Source organism: Rhizobium sp. MHM7A, from assembly GCF_005862215.1.
Lineage (GTDB): Bacteria > Pseudomonadota > Alphaproteobacteria > Rhizobiales > Rhizobiaceae > Rhizobium > Rhizobium bangladeshense.
The window spans coordinates 894,547-915,909 of sequence record NZ_VCHT01000002.1 but is presented as its reverse complement, the minus strand read 5'-3'; the positions used below and the strand labels follow the sequence as shown (position 1 = coordinate 915,909).

20 protein-coding genes are annotated in these 21,363 nt (G+C 60.2%); 5 read left to right on the top strand and 15 right to left on the bottom strand.

Annotation, left to right across the window (positions count from 1 at the left end; genetic code table 11):
- The 4 genes from FFR93_RS12805 to FFR93_RS12790 form a co-directional block, all read right to left on the bottom strand.
- On the bottom strand, positions 1-143 hold a 143-nt coding region (locus FFR93_RS12805; protein ID WP_170960099.1), incomplete at its 3' end, for a porin.
- 710 nt (positions 144-853) lie between these two features.
- The gene (locus FFR93_RS12800) at positions 854-1,342 is read right to left on the bottom strand and encodes an Lrp/AsnC family transcriptional regulator (RefSeq protein ID WP_004678404.1); all 489 of its coding nucleotides are present in this window, start codon (positions 1,340-1,342) and stop codon (positions 854-856) included.
- 69 nt (positions 1,343-1,411) lie between these two features.
- Positions 1,412-2,044 (bottom strand): uracil-DNA glycosylase family protein, encoded by a 633-nt coding sequence (locus FFR93_RS12795; protein ID WP_138393470.1) that lies wholly within the window; start codon positions 2,042-2,044, stop codon positions 1,412-1,414.
- A 4-nt stretch (positions 2,045-2,048) separates the two neighbouring features.
- Positions 2,049-2,606: a thermonuclease family protein gene (locus FFR93_RS12790; RefSeq protein ID WP_138393469.1), complete on the bottom strand. Its 558-nt coding sequence runs from the start codon at positions 2,604-2,606 to the stop codon at positions 2,049-2,051.
- 106 nt (positions 2,607-2,712) lie between these two features.
- Between FFR93_RS12790 and FFR93_RS12785 the strand changes: the two genes are divergently transcribed.
- Positions 2,713-4,248 (top strand): HAMP domain-containing sensor histidine kinase, encoded by a 1,536-nt coding sequence (locus tag FFR93_RS12785; protein WP_064712684.1) that lies wholly within the window; start codon positions 2,713-2,715, stop codon positions 4,246-4,248.
- 1 nt (position 4,249) lies between these two features.
- Here the strand turns inward: FFR93_RS12785 and FFR93_RS12780 are convergent, their stop codons facing one another.
- Positions 4,250-4,633 carry a diacylglycerol kinase gene (locus tag FFR93_RS12780; RefSeq protein WP_064705234.1) on the bottom strand — a complete coding sequence of 128 codons (384 nt, stop codon included), beginning with the start codon at positions 4,631-4,633 and terminating at the stop codon, positions 4,250-4,252.
- 10 nt (positions 4,634-4,643) lie between these two features.
- A complete protein-coding gene (gene cobT / locus FFR93_RS12775) occupies positions 4,644-5,660 on the bottom strand; it encodes a nicotinate-nucleotide--dimethylbenzimidazole phosphoribosyltransferase (protein WP_064705235.1) in 1,017 nt (338 codons plus the stop codon).
- A gap of 140 nt (positions 5,661-5,800) precedes the next feature.
- Between cobT and FFR93_RS12770 the strand changes: the two genes are divergently transcribed.
- The 3 genes from FFR93_RS12770 to FFR93_RS12760 are packed head-to-tail and all read left to right on the top strand — an operon-like array spanning position 5,801 to position 7,515.
- Entirely contained in the window at positions 5,801-6,583 is a 783-nt protein-coding gene (locus FFR93_RS12770; protein ID WP_138393468.1) for an adenosylcobinamide-GDP ribazoletransferase, read from the top strand.
- Positions 6,584-6,601: 18 nt separating this feature from the next.
- Positions 6,602-6,817, top strand: a complete 216-nt coding sequence (locus tag FFR93_RS12765; protein ID WP_064705237.1) for a DUF1289 domain-containing protein — start codon at positions 6,602-6,604, stop codon at positions 6,815-6,817.
- On the top strand, positions 6,814-7,515 hold the full coding sequence (locus tag FFR93_RS12760) for a TIGR02281 family clan AA aspartic protease (protein ID WP_138393467.1): 702 nt from the start codon (positions 6,814-6,816) through the stop codon (positions 7,513-7,515). Before FFR93_RS12765 ends, FFR93_RS12760 begins: the two co-directional genes overlap by 4 nt.
- 14 nt (positions 7,516-7,529) lie before the next feature.
- Here FFR93_RS12760 and FFR93_RS12755 read toward each other — a convergent pair whose 3' ends face one another.
- Positions 7,530-8,795, bottom strand: a complete 1,266-nt coding sequence (locus FFR93_RS12755) for an MFS transporter (RefSeq protein ID WP_138393466.1) — start codon at positions 8,793-8,795, stop codon at positions 7,530-7,532.
- Positions 8,796-9,202: 407 nt separating this feature from the next.
- On the opposite strand from FFR93_RS12755, the gene FFR93_RS12745 reads away from it, so the two are divergent.
- The gene (locus FFR93_RS12745) at positions 9,203-9,640 is read left to right on the top strand and encodes an EamA family transporter (RefSeq protein WP_138393464.1); all 438 of its coding nucleotides are present in this window, start codon (positions 9,203-9,205) and stop codon (positions 9,638-9,640) included.
- Positions 9,641-9,960: 320 nt separating this feature from the next.
- On the opposite strand, the gene FFR93_RS12735 is transcribed toward FFR93_RS12745, so the two are convergent.
- From FFR93_RS12735 to FFR93_RS12700, 8 genes are all read right to left on the bottom strand, one after another.
- Entirely contained in the window at positions 9,961-10,722 is a 762-nt protein-coding gene (locus tag FFR93_RS12735; protein ID WP_064705242.1) for an ABC transporter permease, read from the bottom strand.
- The gene (locus FFR93_RS12730; RefSeq protein WP_064705243.1) at positions 10,719-11,645 is read right to left on the bottom strand and encodes an ABC transporter ATP-binding protein; all 927 of its coding nucleotides are present in this window, start codon (positions 11,643-11,645) and stop codon (positions 10,719-10,721) included. The genes FFR93_RS12735 and FFR93_RS12730 overlap by 4 nt, the downstream gene beginning before the upstream one ends.
- Positions 11,646-12,371: 726 nt before the next feature.
- Positions 12,372-13,982: a glycoside hydrolase family 43 protein gene (locus tag FFR93_RS12725; RefSeq protein ID WP_064705244.1), complete on the bottom strand. Its 1,611-nt coding sequence runs from the start codon at positions 13,980-13,982 to the stop codon at positions 12,372-12,374.
- 240 nt (positions 13,983-14,222) lie between these two features.
- Entirely contained in the window at positions 14,223-15,254 is a 1,032-nt protein-coding gene (mgrA, locus tag FFR93_RS12720; RefSeq protein WP_064705245.1) for an L-glyceraldehyde 3-phosphate reductase, read from the bottom strand.
- Positions 15,255-15,557: 303 nt separating this feature from the next.
- Positions 15,558-16,691, bottom strand: coding sequence for a Gfo/Idh/MocA family oxidoreductase (locus FFR93_RS12715; protein ID WP_064705246.1), 1,134 nt, complete (start codon positions 16,689-16,691; stop codon positions 15,558-15,560).
- Positions 16,692-16,699: 8 nt separating this feature from the next.
- Positions 16,700-17,461 (bottom strand): sugar phosphate isomerase/epimerase, encoded by a 762-nt coding sequence (locus FFR93_RS12710; RefSeq protein WP_138393463.1) that lies wholly within the window; start codon positions 17,459-17,461, stop codon positions 16,700-16,702.
- A gap of 39 nt (positions 17,462-17,500) precedes the next feature.
- Positions 17,501-19,981, bottom strand: a complete 2,481-nt coding sequence (locus FFR93_RS12705; RefSeq protein WP_138393462.1) for a glycoside hydrolase family 2 protein — start codon at positions 19,979-19,981, stop codon at positions 17,501-17,503.
- Positions 19,982-20,253: 272 nt separating this feature from the next.
- Complete coding sequence (locus FFR93_RS12700; protein ID WP_064705249.1) at positions 20,254-21,360, bottom strand: ABC transporter ATP-binding protein; 1,107 nt, start codon at positions 21,358-21,360, stop codon at positions 20,254-20,256.
- Positions 21,361-21,363 lie beyond the last annotated feature (3 nt).

Sequence of the window (21,363 nt, the reverse complement as noted above, 5' to 3'; positions counted from 1 at the left end):
AAGTAGCCGGTGCCGTAAGCGTCGCAGACGCGAACATATTCAACCGGTTCCGGCTCAGCAGCAACAATAGCGTCAGCTGCAAGAACCGGCGTCGATGCAGCAAATGCTGCTGCTGATGCGAGCAAAACCATTCTGATGTTCATTTACCAATCCATTCCTTTGTCGATCGGGGCTGACGTCTCGTCGGGTAGTCAATTTGAAGCCGGCCCAGTTTGAACAGCCATCTCGGCGTGCGGATCGATCGAACCGCCAAACCGTCATCACATAGAAGGCTCTATCAAGCAATTCTCGATACATGTGAGAGGGGTTCGCCGGAGCAACTTTCGCCAGCAACGTGATTTTTATACAACAATTTCAAATATTAAGCGAATAACGCACAAAAACGGCCTCGCAATGGAAACCTCCATCGCAAGCCGCACGCGCTTCGCCCCATCTCAAATTCTTCACCATCCGACCCCGTCGAACATTATGGTGAAGCATATAAATTCTACCGCCGACAAATGAACATATACACGGTAGCGGTGTAGAACATGGTGTTCTGAATTCGATATCAATGAGTCAAAATGATGACAAAGCGCTCACTGATGCCACAGATCATAGTCCCGCAATCGTTACCAGGCTATATATTTTTCCACTTTTTTGGTGAAATTGGAGCTTATTTTTGCGATTTTTCCGACTTTTCCCGCAGCCGACGCCGCATTCTTCTGAAAGCCGCATTTCGACGGCCATTGCGGCAAGCGGCCGAATCGCCTCAGACGGCCGGCCTTCCGGACGAGTTAGATGACTGCTGCCCAAGCTTCGAACGCAACCTGTTGGCGACACCCCTGGCGATCGCAGATCGCACACCCGAGCGTCAATCCTCGTTGGATTTGGCGTTCTCAAGAATCATGTAATCGAGCGGCAGCTGCGTCGAATACTTGATCTGCTCCATCGCAAAGGCGGAGGAGACGTCGCGAATCTCGATTTTCGCGATCATCCGCTTATAAAAGGCGTCATAGGCTGCAATGTCGGGCACGACGACTCGCAGGAGATAGTCGACATCACCGCTCATTCGATAGAATTCGACCACTTCGGGGAATTCGGCGACCACCTCGGAAAAGCGGCGCAGCCACTCGATCGAATGAGTAGCCGTGCGAATCGACACGAAGACCGTGACCTTGGTATTGACCTTCTCTGGATCGAGGATGGCGACCCGACGCTTGATGACGCCATCTTCCTCCATTTTCTGGATCCGCCGCCAGCATGGCGTCGTCGAAAGCCCCACCTTTTTGGCGAGGTCGGCAACGGCAAGCGTCGAATCTTCTTGCAGCAGACGCAGTATTTTTCGGTCGAGGCGGTCCATGCGCACGTCAGTCCTTTCGAATTATTTTCTTTGTATAACCCGATTCCGCGCGAGGAAAAGAATTTTGTTTCAGGAAAGTAGCACTTTCACCCGCTCCTGCAGGTAAGGAAGCAATTCGTGCTCGAACCAGGAATTGCGCTTCAGCCAGCCGCTGTTGCGCCAACTCGGATGCGGCAGCGGCAGCACCTCCGGCAGCCGGCCGGACAGGAGGCTCTCACGCCACGCCCGCACCGTCTCGGTCATATTGCCTCGTCCTTCGCCAGCCATATGCCAGGCCTGCGCATATTGGCCGATAACCAGCACCAGTTCGATCTGCGGCATCACCGACATTACTCTTTGCCGCCAGAACGGTGCACATTCGCGACGCGGCGGCAGGTCCGCGCCCTTGTCGTCGTAGCCGGGAAAGCAGAAGCCCATCGGCACGATGGCGAATCGCTTGCGGTCGTAGAAGCTTGCTCTGTCAACGCCGAGCCATGATCGCAGCCGGTCGCCCGAGGCATCGTCGAATGGGAGACCGCTCTCATGCACCCGAAGGCCAGGCGCCTGCCCGGCGATCAGAATACGTGCGCTCGACGAAATCACCGCCACCGGCCGCGGCTCGTGCGGCAGCCGGTGCTCAGGCCCTTTCGCCGGGGCGTCGCGGCAGATGCGACAGGCGGCAATTTCCCGCCGCAGATTTTCCAGCTTGGCTTCGTCGGTCATCGCTTTACTCCCACCCAACGATTCGCCCGATGAAGCGCAGCGCGTCGCTGTAACCGGTTTTCTGGCGGGCATGATCGCGCACATCGCGCGGCTGCTCGAAAGTCCCAGCCCACAGCCCCGCCTTCGCTCCCCTCGCCTCCATCTCTTCCCTGCCGTAACCACCATAGGAAACGGCCATGCCTCGGCGCACCATGTCGGCATTGATGTCGCCGCCCGTCCCACTCCGACAGACGACAAGCAACCTGTCGTAGCGGTCGCGCCGGTTGCCTTGGCAAAGCGTTCCCGATGCCCGCACCATCTCCTGCAGCGCCTCTCGCGCCAGGCGTCCGCAAGCCCAGGCCTTTCCAGCACGTTCGCAGCTCTGATCAAGCTCAGGCGCATCAATGCCTTCCAGGCGAAAGCGCTCCCTGCCCAATGTCAGGCTATCGCCATCGGCAGCATGAAAGGCGCCCGCACGCTTGATTGTTGCGCTATCGTTGATCTTGGCGGTAATCAGCGCCAGGAGGGCCAACAGGGCAAAAGCGGTCACGCCGTCACGAATCAGGCGCAGGCCCCGTGTCACGCTTTCGCCTCCTTAAAAAACAAATCCTTGGCAAAGATGGCAAACATCTTCTTAAGAATTGCCGGTTAAGCTCTTATCCACCCTGGGATGAAGTTTCAACGTGCACATGAGTACCGGCGTAAGCACATCGACCGACAAGATTATCGTCGACAGGTCGCGCAGCCACCGCAATAAGCCCGTTTCCAAGGCTGTGCGGCAGACGCGCGAACGCCTGCAGTCCGGTCACGCGTCCAATTCCGCCTTCGACCGTGACGTACTCAAGATGTATATAGCGTCAATGATGCAGGGCGCGACGATCATGCCGCTCTTCATCGTCATCATCACCGCACTCGGCGTCTATTTCACTCAAGATACCCAATTACTGTTATGGGCGCTGCTGACGCTCACCTGTCACGCCGGCAACATCCTGCTCGCCCGGCGCGCGCGCAGGCAGGAGATCACCTCCGAGAGCGCCCGCAAGTGGCGCCGGCTGCTGCTGCTCGGCCAATTCCTGGTCGGCTGCTGTTGGGCCGTGTTCGCGCTCCAGGGGTGCGACACCTGCGAGCCGTCGAGCTTCATTCTCTATAAGGGCGCAACATTGCTGATTGCGCTCTCCGTCACGGCGATGTCGAACTTCATGTTGACGCCAGCCGTGCTGGTCGCATTCGCACCGGCGGTCCTGGCGCTTGGCGCCAAGAGCGGTCTGTCACGCGACCTTCTCGAAATCAGCCTGACCGGGGTCTTCACCACCACTCTCCTCTTCTTCAACTACATCAGCGACCGGCTCTTCAAATCGAACCTCAGGATCCTCTCCTATCAGTCGGAGAAAGACGACCTGATCGCCGAACTGGAAGTAGCGAAATCGATGTCTGACGAGGCACGCCGCCGCGCCGAAGAGGCAAACCTCGCTAAGTCCCGTTTCCTTGCGTCCATGTCGCACGAGCTCAGGACTCCGCTGAATGCCATCCTCGGCTTCTCCGAGGTCATGTCGGCCGAAGTCATGGGCCCGCTTGCCAATCCGACCTACAAGGAATATGCCGGCGATATCCATCGTTCTGGCCAGCATCTGCTTGATCTGATAAACGAAATCCTCGACCTGTCGCGCATCGAGGCCGGCAAATACGAACTGAGCGAGGAAGCGATCTCGCTGCTCGATATCACCGAGGATTGCATTGGCATGGTCCAGTTGCGAGCCCGCGCCAAGAACATTGCCATTTCGGATCAATTTGAGCGGCAGCTGCCGGCTATCTGGGCGGACGAGAAGTCGATGCGCCAGGTAGTGCTCAACCTCCTCTCCAATGCCGTCAAGTTCACGCCCCAGGGAGGCGAGATCCACGTCAAGGTCGGCTGGACGGCCGGCGGCGGACAATACATCTCGATCAGGGACAACGGCCCCGGCATTCCGGAAGAAGAGATTCCCGTCGTCCTCTCGGCCTTCGGCCAAGGCTCGATCGCCATCAAGAGCGCCGAACAGGGTACCGGGCTCGGCCTGCCGATCGTGCAGGCGATCCTTGCCAAGCATGACGGACAATTCCTGCTGAAATCGAAGCTACGTGAGGGCACGGAGGTCATCGCCATCCTGCCTGCCAAGCGCGTGCTCCAGAGCCTTCCGGCCGTCGAAGAGGCTCAGCCTGTAGCGCGCAGGCGCAAGAGTTTCGCTTGATTCAGGTGAAAAACAGGTGCTTGCCGAGCACGAAACTCAGGTAGAGGCAGCAAGCGGCGATCATGCAGGCCACGGCGAAGGAGCCGAGATCCTTGGCATGTTTGCCGACGATCGAAATTTCCGGTGAAATCCGGTCGATCACCTCTTCGACAGCGGTATTCATCGCCTCCATCGAAAACAACCCGAGAAACAGCAAAACCGCGGCGACGATCTCACCGGCGGTGGCTCCCACCCACACCAGCGCCGCCATCGAAACGACGAAGAAACCGAGCTCCTGACGGAAGGCCGCCTCCTTCAGCACCCGCAGGAAGCCCGCCCAGGAATAACTGGCCGCGGCGATGAAATGCCGAAATCCGGTCTGCTTCGTCACCGCGGGCTTCGTCAATATCGATCCCCTAATGCTTGTTGCTCACACCTGCCTGGGCAAACGTCGCCATGCCGGAATGGCAGGCAGCCGCGGCTTTGACAATGCCGGCGGCCAACGCCGCCCCGGTGCCTTCTCCCAGCCGCATGCCGAGCGCCAAAAGCGGCGTCTTGCCGAGCATCTCGATCGCGCGCAGATGGCCGGGTTCGCTGGAGACATGGCCGATCAGGCAATGATCGAGCGCGGAGGGATTGGCGGCTTTCAGGATCGCCGCCGCGGCAGTTGCGACATAGCCGTCGATCAGCACCGGTATGCGCTCCATCCGGGCGGCTAGGATGGCGCCGGCCATCGCCGCAATCTCGCGGCCGCCAAGCCGACGCATGATCTCCAAGGGATCGTCGAGATGGTCGCTATGCAGTTCCACCGCTTTCTCCACCGCGGCGATCTTGCGCTCCAGCATCTCGCCTTCCGAACCGGTGCCGGGTCCCACCCAGTCTCGCGCCGATCCGCCATAGAGAGCATAGTTGATCGCTGCCGCAATGGTCGTATTGCCAATCCCCATCTCACCGATGCAAAGCAGATCTGTACCGCCGGCGATCGCCTCCATGCCGAAGGCCATGGTTGCGGCGCAATCACGCTCGGAAAGCGCCGCTTCCTCGGTGATGTCACCGGTGGGATAATCGAGAGCAAGATCGAAGACCTTCAGTCCGAGGTCGTGGGCAACGCAAATCTGATTGATCGCCGCGCCGCCGGCGGCAAAATTTTCGACCATCTGCTGCGTCACCGTTGCCGGAAAAGGCGTGATCCCTTGCCTGGTGACGCCGTGATTGCCGGCGAAAATAGCCACCAGCGGCCGGTTGACCGCAGGCTGGCGCCCAGTCCAGGCGGCAAGCCAGAAAGCAATCTCCTCGAGCCGTCCGAGCGCGCCCGGCGGCTTGGTCAACTGCGCGTCGCGTTCGCGCGCGGCCACCAGCGCGCGGGCATCCGGCCCCGGCAGGTCACGGAGCAGGGTACGGAAATCGTCGAACGGCAGGCCTGAAACGCTCATCTGTGCGGTTTTTCCTATGAATCGGCTGTTCTTGTTTTTTTGACGCAAATCAGCTTCTTTGCGGTGGCTTTCTCTTAGCGCCGGCGGACGTAGCGAACAACACCGAAAGCGCCGCAGCCCCTCCGGCAGAACGAAACAGAATGAAGATCAAGGACTATGCGGTCGATACCGCCCGCGCCGTCGCCTTTCTGAGCCGCCTTCCCATGCCGCCAGCGCTGTTCAAAGGCTATGACGGCAGGCTCGGCCGCCTGGTGCGTGCCTTTCCCGTTGCCGGCCTTGTCATTGGCTTCATCCCGGCGCTCGCCCTCCTTATCCTTTCGGGCATTCGTGCCGATCCACTTGTGGCGGCGCTGATCGCGCTTTCCGTCCAGGCTCTTGCCACTGGCGCGCTGCACGAAGATGGCTTGGCCGATACGGCCGACGGCATCGGCGGCGGCAAGAACCGCGAGCAAAGCCTCCTCATAATGAAGGACAGCCGGATCGGCACCTATGGCGCGATAGCGCTGATTCTTTCCTTCGCGGTCCGGGCGGCCGCACTCGCCGCCATTGTCCGCAATTCCTCGCCGCTCGCCGCAGCCCTTGCGGTTCCTGCCGTCGCAGCGCTGAGCCGCGGCGCTATCGCCTGGCACTGGCAACGGCTGCCGCCGGCAAAAGTCGATGGCGTGGCCGCCTCGACCGGCCAGCCGAATGAGGCGGCGATGCAGTTTGCGCTCGTTTCGGCCGGTCTGCTCGCCGCGCTTCTGATCTGGCCGGCATTCGGCCTGCAGCCGCTCGTCGCCAGCTTGCTCGCCAGCGGCGCTGCAGGATTTGCCTTCACCGCAGTCATCCGCCGCAAGCTTGCCGGCCACACAGGCGACACGCTGGGCGCGATGCAGCAGATTTGCGAAATCGCCACCCTTTGCGCCCTTGCCACGGCTCTTTGAAACTCCGATATATCCTCCATGCAAACACCCTGCATTCACGTCTGCTCCATGGTCTCGGCGACCGGATTTTGCGCCGGTTGCGGCCGCACCCTTCAGGAGATTGGTGGCTGGACGAACTATACCGATGCCGAGCGGCGCCGGATCATGGCACAGTTGCCGGCAAGGCTCGCGACCGCCGTTGCGAGGAGCCGGATGACAACGAACCCCGCCGAGCGGCCGGAGCGGCCTTTATGATTCGTTTCACTCTCTTCCTTGTCGTGATCGGCATCGGCCTTGCCGTTCTAATCCTCAACGATGACCGCGGCCGCATCCTCGGCATGCAAAGCGACGAGTTCGGCCGCTTCATTTACTTGCTGCCAATCGCGCTGATGCTGTCGGCCGGGGTCTGGGCAAGCAGGCGCAGCGTCGGTGAAACCATGCGGCAGATGATGATATGGCTGGTCATCATCCTGGCGCTTGTGACTGTCTATCTCTATCGGCAGGAGGCACTCGGAGTCGGCAATCGGGTGCTCGCCGGCCTCCTTCCCGGCCGCGCCGTCGTCGTCACGACGAGCGAAGGTGGCGAGGAAATCATTCTGCACAAGCTGTTGAACGGCCATTTCGAGGCCGAGGTCGATGTCAACGGCCAAACGGTCGAGATGCTCGTAGACACGGGCGCCAGCATGGTGGCGCTCTCGCACGAGGACGCCGAACGTATCGGCATCGATCTCACCCGCCTCACCTACTCGATGACCGTCATGACCGCTAACGGGCGAACCCGCGCAGCCCCGATCACGCTGGATCAGGTGTCGATCGGCCCGATCGTCCGCAACAATGTGGCAGCCACGGTCGCCGAGGACGGCCGGCTCGACCAGAGCCTGCTCGGCATGAGCTTCCTGGAAACGCTGGGTTCTTTGCAGATGCAGACTGATGAACTGCGCATGCGTGATTGAGCCGGCAGAATAAATCATCCCCCAGATCCGCTTTTAAACGGCTGTCCATCAGGAACACGGCACGCGAGTCGTCGATCGACAAGAGCTGCGAGGAGCGCTGCCGACAAGGCAAGCGATGCGGACGTCAGCAACATCACGAGCAGTGTCGGAACGGCCCCTGCCTCCCGGAGAAACAGCCCGGCGATCGAAGCGATCAGCGCTGCACCGGCGATCGACATCGCTGCGGCAAGGCCTGCGGCGGTGCCTGCGAGATCGGCCCGAACCGACATAACACCGAGATTGGCGGCGGGAAAGGGCAAGCCATTGCCGATACCGATGAACATACAGGGGCCGAAAAATGCCAGGACATGCGTGACGCCTGAGATCGACAGCGTCAGTCCCAGCAGCAGGCCGATGCACGTTGACAAGCGCGCAATGACGAGCGTGGTGCTGAGTGATTTCCCCCCGAGTCGGGCAGCGAGATAACTGCCCAGAATGAACCCTGCCGGAATCATTCCCATGAAGAGGCCCAGCTTCGCGCTTGATCCGCCGAGCGAGGAACTGACGGCCATGGATGCGCCTCCGAGGAAAACATAGAGAGTGCCGGTGGAGCAGGCCATGCACAGCGTATACGCCCAGAACCGCGATGAACTGAGAAGCTGCCTGTAGGAAGCAAAGTAATTGCCGCGCGGTCTCGATGCGAGTCCGGCGGTTTCCTTGAGCTCGCGCATTGACATGACGAGGATGGCTGCACCAAGGAGCGCAAGAGCGAGGAAGATCGCGCGCCACCCCAAGACTTCATCCAGAACACCGCCGAAACTCGGAGCGAGCATCGGCGCGATAGCCCATCCCATTGCCGCGTAGCCGATCCTGTTGGCGGCTCCGCGCTCACACGCCGTCTCCTTGATGGCGACGAGAGCGACGCAGAAGCAGGCGGCGATCGACGCCTGCATCACGCGGAACAATAGGAAGATGCCGATATTGGGAGCCAGCGCGCAGCCGATGGAGGCCACAATGAAGATGGAAACGGCGATCAGTGCGACTGGTCGACGCCCGTAGTGATCCGACATCGCGCCCGCAACGATTTCCGTCAGGGCATTGATGATCGCATAGCCCGCAATCGAAAGATTGACGACCGCGAAATCGGCCTGGAACGTAGCTGCGATATTTGGCAGCGCCGGCAGATATATATTGATCGGCAACACGGAGAGCGCCGTCAGCAGAAGAAGGATCGTGCGCCTGGGCGCCGGGGTCGAAGTGGGGCGGTTGCCTGAAGTCTGCGCAGAATCGTAGCGTGACATGGTCTCGTCCGGTCTTGTCAGGAAGATTGTGGGAATCTGACGAGGCGCAGCGCAAATTCAGGGCACAAAAAAAGCCCCGTCAGGAGCTCGATTTACCGCGCATGGGGCTGCTCGCCGGATGGTTACACCATCCTGCCCATGCGCTCTATCACCACGACATGAACCGTTGCGATCTTCATGGTCGTACAGCTAGACGGAAACCCGAACCTCGTCAACGCTAGGTTTCCGGCACCCCTGAAAATAGCCCAATGCCGCTTTACGGCGGCGACCTGATCTGTCACCTTCAAACGCAATAACAAGACCACAAAGAGCAAAAAGAAACTCCTAGTCTGGTGGCACCCAGCATGTTCGACCGGCATTCGCTTGAAGCGAAAGCCTTGACCCATGGGTGCGACAGGAGTTTCGCCATGAATTCATTCTGGCCGATCATGGTCGGCGGCATTCTGCCCGCCATTTTCTGGGGCATCACCGCCATCTTTCAGAAGCAGAGTGCCACGGCCGCGACCGGCTCCGCCATTTATATGATCGCCTTCGGTTCGGCCTGCGCACTCGCAGGCCTGATCGCCGCCCTGATCTGGCGCCCCGCGCCCTGGACCGCCGAGGGCCTTGGTTTTGCCGCCACGGGAGGCGCCTGCTTCGCCGCAGGCACCGGCCTCATCAGCTTCGCGCTCTTTGCTTACGGCATTCCGGTGTCGAAACTCGCTCCGATCTGGAGCTGCAACGTGCTGGTGACGCTGGCAATCGCTGCCGTCTATCTAGGCGAAGCCTCCGAACTGAACATGGTCAAGCTTGCCATAGGCACCCTCCTCATCCTGTTAGGCGCGCTGCTCGTCAGCAGCGCGTGAGCGTAATCAGTAAGAGATTAGAACTTCACCGATCCGCTGGCGTCGCCTTACAACCAGCAGAGTCGTGATACCAGAGTCAGCCTCACCCGACAAAATATCGACAGTAGCTCGCCGACCGGAGAACTCTACCCGCGATCGCGAGTTCTGAAAGGAGCAAGGATTCGGCGAGCAATAAATGCTCAATCCACCATTCGCCCCTGAGCCCGAATGCAATGTGATAGCAAGATTGATGGTGGGATCGCTTTGATCGGCGAGGCTGCCCGACCAAGCATCGCTGAGCAATCTTGATGTTGAAATTGCGGCGCTCGTTTGGGACCGCTTCAGTTGCGCAGCCGATATCCTGTCTTGAAGATCCAGCCGAGCGTTCCCAGACAGATTGCCAGGAACACGGTGATCATCGCCAGGCTGATCGCCGGGTTGACATCAGCAATCCCGTAAAAGCTCCAACGGAAACCGCTGACGAGGTAGAGCACCGGGTTGAAGTGGCTGACCGCCTGCCAGAAGGGCGGCAGCATGTTGACCGAGTAAAAACTGCCGCCGAGGAATGTCAGCGGCGGGACCACAAGCATGGGAATGAGGTTCAGCTGCTCGAAATTGCCGGCCCAGATGCCAATCATGAAGCCGAACAGGCTGAAGGTGATAGCCGTCAGCAGGAAGAACAGGATCATCATGAAGGGATGCTCGATCCGGACGTCGACGAAGAGATTGGCGGTCAAGAGAATGATGACGCCGATGATCAGGCCTTTGGTTGCCGCCGCCCCGACGTAACCGAGCAGGATCTCCGTCATCGCCACGGGGGCCGACAACACCTCGTAGATCGTGCCGGTGAATTTCGGGAAGTAAATGCCGAAGGAGCCGTTGCTGATGCACTGGCCGAGCAGCGTCAGCATGATGAGACCAGGCGTGATGAAGGCGCCGTAAGAGACGCCCTCCACTTCCTGGATGCGCGAGCCGATAGCGGCGCCGAAGACGATGAAATAGAGCGAGGTCGAGATGACGGGCGAGATGACGCTCTGCAGCAGGGTACGGCGCGTGCGCGCCATCTCGAAGAAATAGATGGATTTGACCGCTTCGAAGTTCATTTTTCCGCTCCCACCAACGCCACGAAGATATCCTCGAGCGAACTCTGCCGCGTCGAGAGATCCTTGAAATGGATATTGTTCTCGCCCAGTCGGGTCAGCAGCGTTGGGATGCTTTCCTGCTCGTTATCAGCGTCGAAATCATAGGTGAGGCGGCTGCCGTCCGCTTCCAGCGTCAGACCGTTGTCGGCAAAACAGTCCGGCAGCCGCCTCAGCGGTTCCACCAGATCGAGTATGAGCTGCTTCCGGCCGAGCTTCGCCATCAGCGCCGCCTTGTCCTCGACCAGCAGCAGCTCGCCGCCGTTGATGACACCGACGCGGTCGGCGATTTCCTCGGCCTCTTCGATGTAATGGGTAGTCAGGATGATGGTGACGCCAGAAGCCCGAAGTTCTTCGACAACGCGCCACATATCCTTGCGCAGCGTCACGTCGACGCCGGCTGTGGGCTCATCGAGGAAAAGGATATTCGGCTCATGGGAGAGCGCCTTGGCGATCAGCACCCGTCTTTTCATGCCGCCGGAGAGCTGGCGCAGCGTATTGTCCTTCTTGTCCCAAAGCGAGAGCGCCCGTAGCACCTTCTCGATATGCGCTGGATTGGCTTTCTTGCCATGTAGCCCGCGCGAAAAACTCACCGTGTTGAACACCGTTTCGAACTGATCAGTGGTCAGTTCCTGCGGCACCAGTCCGATCATCGAGCGCGTGGCGCGGAAATCCTTGACGACGTCGTGGCCGGCCACCACTACCCGGCCGCCGCTCGGATTGGCGATGCCGCAGATGATCGAGATCAGGGTCGTCTTGCCGGCGCCGTTCGGTCCGAGCAGAGCCAGGATCTCGCCCTTCTCGACGTCGAGGTTGACGCCTTTCAGGGCCTCGAAGCCGTTGGCATAAGTTTTGGTCAGGTTCTGAACGGAAATAATGGGGGCCATGCAGGTCTCTTGCAGATTCTCGAAGTATTTCGGCCCGCTATATAGTCTCTCTGTGACGCTTTGACATCCTTCGGGAACGTGAACACTGCATTCACGCCCCGCCAACACAGTGGCCTTCGTCCAGTCGATCGCCCACTGACAAGCCTCCCATAGCCGACTTACGATTGTCATTACATCACGTCGATCCTCCCTGAAAAGAAAGGTAGCGGCCGGCTCCGGATGTCATCATCCGGTGATATTCATGCTCGATAAGAGAGCCGAGGCAAGCAACCGGTATCCGCCCCGCCGCCCATTCCTTTGCGGAGCCGTTTTCCGGCGTTCTCATTGCGCCCTTTTCCGCTGCCTCGGCATGTAATGAAAGTTATTGTCAGTCACCAACTGCTTGGAACCGGCCAGTATCCCCGTCCAGCCGCGTTCGTCTTAGCCGGCCTCTGCGCCGGCTTTCTTTTTGTGTCGCCGTTGAGGCGGTGGGCGACCTCGTCCCTCGAAGCCCCTGCCGGGCACCTCATAGACTGCATCGAAAAATCGATAAATGCTCTCAGGATGAGGCCGGAGGGAGGTCGCGCTTCCACGCCGGAAGGCGCAGCTCGGGCCAAATAACACCGGATTTTGCGCAACGGCGTTATGCTGGCCCTAACGACACAGCACAACAATCAGCCCTCATCATGAGGCGCCCCGCAGGGGCCCTGAAGGACGAGGGCGGGTGGAGGCGGCAGGCGCCACCCCTCACAATTCATCATAATTGAACCAGTCGAAATCCGCCGCCTTCCCCCGCCCAGACGTATCGAAGGCGAACACGCCGGCAAAGGCGCCGGTGAAGGAGCCATGCTCCCCGCGCCCGCCCTCGTCGGAAATCACGCCGGCATCGAGGGCCGGGCCGATCGGTTGCCAGGCGCCTTTGCCTTCCGTCTGCCAGAAGAATTGCAGGTCGTTTTCCCGGATTTCCATCGCAAGCTGGACGCGACCGTCGGCGGGAATTGCCACGCCGCTTCCGGCCGGGAAGCTGAGGCGGCCGTTCGGATAGTCGCCGTTGCAGGAAAGGATGGTGACGCAGCGGCCGAGCGTTTCGTGCAGCGTCACTGCGACGGCGTGGAACTTGTGGCGATTGTAATAATGCGTCAGCCCCGCGACCTGCTGGTAGGTGTCAGGCGAGAATTCGATCACGGTTTCGGCGCGGAAACTATGATGCTCCTGCCGACGCGCGACCAGCGACTGCTCGAACCAGGAGCCTATGCTCTCGCGCCCTATTAGCCTGAGATGGCCGGGACGGTCCGTCAGGCTGAAGATGCGGCCGTGTTCGGGGGTGCGCAGCCACTGGAAATCGGCTGGCAGCTTGCCCCCGTCGAAATTGTATTCGCTGCGCATCGGCTTTTCCGCTGGCACGGCGCCAAAGAGACCCGGCACATCTACATCTGGCACCGAAGTGCCGTTTTCGAGATAGAGCCAATCGTCGCGCCAGACGCATCTCTGCAAAGAGGTTTCGCGCCCCAGCGTGCAGCGCCGCTTCGGCGGCAGCGGCCGGCCGCAAAGATGGGTGTGATAGGCCTCGCCGTCTGGTGTTTCGACATATTGCCCGTGCCCTGCCCGCTGCAGCACGGCGCCGGGATGATCCTTCGAGGTAATGAGATGCATGTTCGGATGCAGCTCATAAGGCCCTTCGATCCCGCGCGAGCGGGCCATGGTGACGGCATGGTCGTAGCCGGTGCCGCCCTCGGCGGTGGTCAGATAGTACCAGCCGTTCTTCTTGAAGAGATGCGGGCCTTCGACGAGGCCGAGCGGGCTGCCGGCAAAGATGTTTTTGATCGGCCCTTTCAGCGCCTTCGCCAGCGGGTCCCATTCCTGCAGTAGGATGCCGTCGAAGGCCGGCGATTTCGGCGAACCGCCATAACTTTCGGTACGGTGGTTCCACTGCATGTTGACGAACCATTTGCGCCCGTCCTCGTCGTGGAAAAGCGACGGATCGAAACCGGAGGAATTGACATAGATCGGCTCGGACCATTCGCCCTCGATCGAGGGCGCAGTGACGATATAATTATGAGCATCCTTGAAATTACCGTCGAAGCGCTTGACGTCGGTATAGACCAGCCAAAACTGCCCGTCGGCATGGGAAAGGCACGGCGCCCAGATGCCGCAGCTGTCAGGGTTGCCGCGCATATCGAGCTGAGAGGCGCGCTCAAGAGGCCGGCGCACGAGGGTCCAGTTCACCAGATCCCGCGAATGGTGGATCTGTACGCCCGGATACCACTCGAACGTGGAGGTGGCGATGTAATAATCGTCGCCGACGCGGCAGATCGACGGATCGGGATTGAACCCGGGCAGGATGGGATTGCGGATCATGGCGGCTCCTCCTCGATTGTTGCCTGTGGTACGTACGTCAAATGGGAGCGGGCTACAGCACCAACTTGCCCCCCTCATTCCTGTGCTCGTCAGCCGCCGCGCCTCTGCGCGGCGAAATGAGTGCATTCAACCCAAGGATTTGGGCTATCTGGATCCCTATGACATCCCTCGGACGCCTCCGAGGACAGAGATGAGGGAGGATGTGGCAGCGTACTGCCCCAAACTCCCAATCTGCCTCTCCTAATCCCGCTCCGCCGACTTTGCCCAGAGATTGATATCAGCCTCTTTCGCATAGACATCAATCTGCGCAAGCTCCCCCGCACTGAACTCGAGATTATCGAGCGCCTTGACGCAATCGACGATCTGCGACGAGCGGCTGGCGCCGATCAGCGCTGAAGTTACGCGCCCACCGCGCAGCACCCAGGCAATCGCCATCTGCGCCAGCGTTTGGCCACGCCTTTCCGCAATCTCGTTCAGCTTGCGAATATTGTCGATGATGGAGGGGCGGATGAAGTCGCGCTTGAGGAAGTGGTTCTGTGCCGCGCGGCTGTCTTCGGGAATGCCGCCGAGATATTTCGACGTAAGCATGCCCTGAGCCAGCGGCGAGAATACGATCGAGCCCATGCCCACGTCAGCAAGCGTGTCAAGCAGCCTGTCGTCCTCGACCCACCGGTTGAGCATCGAGTAGCTCGGCTGGTGGATCAGGCACGGCGTGCCAAGATCCTTGAGAATGGCGGCGGCTTCGCGAGTGCGCTGTGAGTTATAGGAGGAGATGCCAACATAGAGCGCCCGGCCTGAGCGAACGATATGGTCGAGCGCACCACAGGTCTCCTCGAGCGGCGTCTCGGGATCGAAGCGGTGCGAATAGAAGATGTCGACATAGTCGAGACCCATGCGCTTCAGGCTCTGGTCGCAGGAGGCGATCAAGTATTTGCGGCTGCCCCATTCGCCGTAAGGACCTGACCACATGTTGTAGCCGGCTTTCGAGGAGATGATCAGTTCGTCGCGTAGGCCAGAGAATTCTGTCCGCAGGATCTCGCCAAAGGCGGTCTCTGCGCTGCCGGGAGGCGGGCCGTAATTGTTGGCAAGGTCGAAATGGGTGATGCCGAGATCGAAAGCCGTGCGGCACATGTCGATCTTTCGGTCATGCGGCGTGTCACCGCCGAAATTGTGCCAGAGGCCGAGGGAGACGGCCGGCAGCTTCAGGCCGGAGCGGCCCGTGCGGTTATATTTCATTTTCGAATAACGGTCTGCGGCCGGTTGCCAGCTCATGGAAGTCTCCTTCATCGAATATCAGCGTCGTCGGCATGCGACGTCCTCGGCTCACGAAAGCGCCGACACCTGCCCCTCATCCACCTGCCGGCACCTTCTCCCGGCGAGCGGGGAAAAGGCAAGTGCAGTAGCCTCCGTTCCCCACCACCTCTTGCATGGCAAGTCCCCTCGCCCCGTTCACGGGGAGAGGGTTGGGGTGAGGGGCAACCATCGGCAAAACCGGACCACAGTGACGCGAGGCCGACATGACGAAACTAATGGAGCAAGCGCGCCAATACGGCAAGCGCAGGCGCGCTTTCTCCGCTACCTCAACAGTGCCTGCGCCTCTTCGATGCCAAGCGCGGCCGGCTGGGTGCAAGTCGTCGTCAGGTCGATGAACCGCCCCTCCTCACCAGACTTCAGAATCGAAGTCATGACATCGACGCCGTGCAGGGTGCGATCAAGCGAGCAGCGCGCATCACGGCCCTCGATCAGCGACATTGCCATATCGGCAAGGCCGGCGGTGCGGTAATTGGCGCGCGAGCCGCTCGGACTTTCCTGGTTGATCTTGCCGAAGGGATGCTCCCAGGCCTCGAGCGGCTTGATGTCCTTGTCGCGGCCACTTGCCTCGACGGTGCCCCCGAAGAAGTTCGGGTCCGGCACGTAGAGCGAGCCCTCGGTGCCGTAGAGCTCCATATTGGCATGTCGGTGAGACCACACATCCCAGCTCGCCGATAGCGTCACGGTGGCGCCATTGACGAATTCGAGCAATGCCTGGATCGTCGTCGGCGTCTTGACGGGAATGATCTCACCGTGGCGCGGCTGGCTGGTGATCGTACGGGTCGGCGAGGCCATCGAGGTCATGGCGCCGACGCGCTTCACCGGGCCGATCAGGTTGATCAGGTTGGCGATGTAATAGGGGCCGAGATCGAGGATCGGGCCGCCGCCCGGCAGAAAGAAGAAGTCCGGGTTCGGATGCCACATCTCCATGCCGGGGCTCATCACATAGCAAGCGCCCGAAGTGATCCGGCCGATACCGCCATCGTCGACGAACTTGCGGGCGAGCTGATGGGCGCCGCCGAGGAAAGTGTCCGGCGCGCAGCCGACGGCAAGATTCTTCGCCTTTGCGATGCGGCGAAGCTCCTCGCCCTGCTCCAGCGAAAGCACCAGCGGCTTTTCCGAATAGACGTGTTTTCCGGCTTCGAGGATAGCCTTCGATACCGGAAAATGCGCATCCGGGATCGTCAGATTGACGACGACGTCGATCTCGTCATTGGCGAGAAGCGCGTCGATCGTCTGTGCCCTGACGCCATATTCCTTGGCGCGGGCCTCGGCGGCCTGCACGTTGATATCGGCGCAGGCCAGCACCTTCAGCCCCTTGAAGAGCGGTGCAAGCGAGAAATAGGTGGTGGAGATGTTGCCGCATCCGATGATGCCAACGCCAAGTTCCCTGGTCATGATGTGCCTCAATAGGTCTTGAAGGATGCAATCGAGCGGCTGATATTGCGGTCGATATCTCTTGGGTTGTCATGTTCGACGACGAAGTGCTTCGCCTTGGTGGCCCGCAGTGCAGTGATCAGCTTGGCCCACTCGACCTTGCCGTGGCCGACATCGGCCCAGCCATCCTCATCCTTCGCTTCGCCGGCCGGCGCAATGTCCTTGACGTGAACCGAGGTGATGCGCGAGCCGAGTTTCTCAATCCAGGCGAAGGGATCGGCGTCGCCGCGGATAACCCAGGCGATATCGGCTTCCCAGGAAATGTCAGGCGCGCCTTCGAAGATGCGCTCGATCGGCAGCGAGCCGTCTGCCAGCTTGACGAACTCGAAATCATGGTTGTGCCAGCCGAACTCGTAGCCGGCGTCCTTGTAAGGCTTGCTCATCTCCTGCAGGCGCTTGCCGAAGGCAGTCCAGCCGGCGGCGTCGGAAGGGCGCTGGTCGGCCGCCAGATGCGGCGCATAGATCGAATCCATGCCCAGGATCTTGGCGATGTTTAGCGATTTCTGAACTTCCTTCTCCAGGAAATCGGGACTGAAATGGCCGCTCGCCATGACGAGGCCGTTCTTGTCCAGCTCGGCGCGAAGGCTCTTCAGGCCGGCATCATCGAGATCGGCATAGATGCCGCCGAAGCCCTCGACTTCCGCATAGCCCGCCTTGCCAAGCTTTTCGAAAATCGCCGAATAGGGCTGAAAATTACGTGCGCTGTAGAGCTGGTAGCTGAGTTTCGTCATTATGTTCTCCTTGGGCCTCGTGCCCACGCTTGGGAAGGATCAATCCGCCGATTGGCAGGAATGCAGGTCGTAGAACCGGAAGTCCGGCAGCTTGCCGCGTTCGAGCTGATGTGCTGGGGTGAAGGTGATGCGGCGGCTTTCGCCGGCCGCAAGATCGAAGGCGTTGTCGGAATATTTGCCGTCCGTCTCGCTCTCGATCATCACGAAGAGCGCAAGTCCCTTTGCGGTGACGTTGATATCGATGGCGCCGCTTGCCTCGACATATTCATGGGTGACCATCAGCCCTGCGGGCGCGAGCTCCAGGGCTTTGTAGGTGCCGTTGACGTGATGCCCCTCGCCGCCCATGCCGTTCGAGGCAGTGAAACGCCAGGCGAGCAGCGTTCCCTCGGCGATATCGGACACATCGATCGTCGCAGCCGTCACCGCCGCATCCGGCGAGCAGACCGCCTGCACATCTTTCAGGTGCTTCCGCTCGCCCTTCATCGTGAGAACCGAGATCGAAAGATCGACGCTGACATCGGCGAGAGTATCGTTGACCAGCGAGAAGCGGATCTTCTTGCCGTCCTCGGAAGGAATGGCGGCGACCGCCACCGGCTGGAAGAAGCGTTTGACGAGGTAATGCATCGCCTTCCAGCGCCCGCCATAATCGAGGCTCGACCAGGAGGCGACCGGCCAGGTATCATTGAGCTGCCAGTAGATCGTACCCATGCAATGAGGCTTCAGCGAGCGCCAATACTCCGCTGCCGTCTTGATCGCCAGGCCCTGCTGGATCTGGGAGAGATAGACGAAGTTCGGGAAATCCTTGGGGAAACGGAAATAGCGGAACATCGTGCCGGCGATGCGTTCATTGCCGCCGGCATTCTTCTGGTGCAGTTCCATGACGGGAGAAGCGATATTCATATCCTTCTCCTCGGCATAGGTCCTGATGACAGGCAGCGAGGTATAGGACTGGAAGCCGAATTCCGAGCAGAAGCGCGGACGCACCGAGCGGTAATTGTCGAACGACTTGTTCTCGTGCCAGACCGACCAGTAGTGCATGTCGCCGGAGCCGTCGGCGTGCCAGGCATCGCCGAAATCAAGGTATCCTGAAGCCGGGCTCGACGGCCACCAGAGCGCGCCGGGCAACGCCTTCTTCACCGCCTGCTCGATCGTCCGGTTGAGGCGATCATAGGAGACGAGATAGCGGTCGCGGTCCTTCCTTGATTCTTCGAACCAGGTGAGAGCGCCCACAAGCTCGTTGTCACCGCACCAGAGCGCGATGGAGGGATGGGAAGATAGCCGGCGCACCTGGTAATCCACCTCGATTGCCACATTGCCGAGAAAGTCCTCGGTCGAGGGGTAAAGGTTGCAGGCGAACATGAAGTCCTGCCAGACCAGGAGGCCGAGCCGGTCGCAAAGATCGTAGAAATAATCCTGCTCGTAGAAACCGCCGCCCCAGACGCGGATCATGTTCATATTGGCGGCCTTCGCCGATTGCAGCAGATCCTCCGTCTTCTCGGGCGAAGACAGCGAATAGAGCGCGTCGGCGGGAATCCAATTGGCGCCGCGGCAGAAGATCTCGCGGCCGTTGACCTTGAAGGCGAAACGGGCGCCTGAAGCATCCGGGGTGGTGATCAGATCGATGGTGCGAAGGCCGATCTGCTTCGTCACCACCTCGTCGGACAGCTCGACGGAAAGCGTATAGAGCGCCTGCTCACCGCTGCCGGAAGGCCACCAGAGGCGCGGCTCGTCAATATGGAAGAGATAGTTGACATCAGTCTCGCCCTTGACGCCGACGTCGAGGCGGACGCGCTCGCCGTCGAGATCGAAATAGACCTGGGCAACGCCGGCATGTTTCGCAAACAGGCTGGCGGTGACCGTCAGGTCGACCGAGCCGTCATTATTGTGGACCTGGCGGGTGACGACATGTTCGATGCGCGCCGTCTCGAGCTTCTTCAGCGCAATCGTGCCGTAGAGGCCTAACGGCGCAATGGCGATATTCCAGTCCCAGCCGAAATGGCATTGCGGCTTGCGCAGCATATTGCCGTCGGGGATCGGCGAATTGCCGGTGCTGTAGGGAACATAGAAGGGCTGCTGCTTCTGCCGTTCAGCGCCGACACCGGGATTGGAGGCGAAGACGATGCGGATGACATTGTCGCCCGATTTCAGCATGCTGGAAACATCAGGCCGGTAGCGGCGGAAGCTGTTGTCGGCTTCGAGCGCCAGGAAGCCGTTGATATAGACGCTGCCCACCGTGTCGAGATAGTCGATATCAAGATACCAGTCGCCTTCGACCTCCTGCAGTGTGAAGCTGCGCTCGACCGCCCATTCGCGCTGCGCTACCCACTGCACTTTCTCCTCATTGCGGCCGAAATAGGGATCGGGGATGAGCCCTGCCCTGTGCAGCGCCGTGTGCACGTCGCCGGGCAATGTGATGGTGCTCTTGATCTCGCCGTCGACGGAGGTGAGCTGCCACGAACCGGAAAGGTCAATGCTGGAGGGGGTTGTTTGTTGCGTCACGATTTCATTTCCGATTTGCATTTTGAAATGGACGGCGCATGACCGCGGTCCGGTATTTGTCGGTCGTCATGACCGCTTCCCCTCCGTCACGCTCGGGCTTGACCCGAGCATCCACACGACATTCGCCAGCAGCCGCGGCATGGATCCTCGGGTCAAGCCCGAGAATGACGGAGCGCGGAGGTGGCCTCTTCCCAAGCGCGCGCAGATCTGGGTGAAGCGCCGGTCGAATTCATATAAACAGCCTTGCAGCAAGCAGGCAGCGCCATCTCGGACCCCGCCCGCGAAGAATTCCTCTAAAGACGCAGCTCGCTCTCCGCATCGAAGACCGAAGCCAGCGCCATGTCGAAACTGAGCTTCACCTTGGCTCCGACGTTGAAGCGTCGCGCGCCGTTGACGCGGACCGACATCGTGTGGCCGGCATGTTTCAGCCACAGAAGATTGTCCGCGCCCATCGGCTCCTCGATATCGACGGTGGCGTCATGTTCTTCGCCGCCGGCATTCTCGTTGACCTTGATGTGTTCGGGGCGAACGCCGAGCACCACCTTGCGGCCGGGCTGCAGCGTCTCGCCGGCATCATAGGCGTCGAGCGAGAAATTGACGCCGTTGGCCGTAAAGGCGATCCCGTCACCGGTTTTGATGAGCTCGCCGCGCAGAAAATTCATCGACGGCGAGCCGATGAAGCCGGCGACGAAGAGATTACGCGGCCGGTTGTAGATCGTCGTCGGATCGTCGAGCTGCTGGATGATGCCGCTCTTCATGATGGCGATGCGGTCGGCAAGCGTCAGCGCCTCGATCTGGTCGTGGGTGACGTAGATCATCGTATTCTGCAGCGACTGGTGCAGGCGCTTGATTTCGACGCGAAGTTCCGAGCGCAGTTTGGCGTCGAGGTTGGACAGCGGCTCGTCGAACAGGAAGACGTCGACATCGCGCACCAGCGCCCGGCCGATCGCCACGCGCTGGCGCTGGCCGCCTGATAGTTCGGCTGGCTTGCGCTTCAGGAGCGGCTGGATCTGCAGGATCTCGGCCGCGCGTGCCACGCGCTTGTCGATCTCGGCCTGCGGCACTTTGGCGACGCGAAGGCCGAAGGAGAGGTTCTTCTCGACGGTCATCTGCGGATAGAGCGCGTAGGATTGAAAGACCATGCCGATCCCGCGGTCCTTCGGCTCCTCCCAGGTGACGTTCTTGCCCTTGATAAAGATTTGGCCTTCCGAAGCGTCGAGCAGGCCCGCGATGCAGTTGAGCAAGGTCGACTTGCCACAGCCGGACGATCCCAGCAGTACCAGGAATTCGCCATCATTGATCTCAAGGTTGAGATCCTTCAGCACGCTGACCGATCCAAAGTTCAGCGAGAGATCTTTGATCGAGACGCTCGAATTGGAGACAGTTGAATTCATGTTCATGTG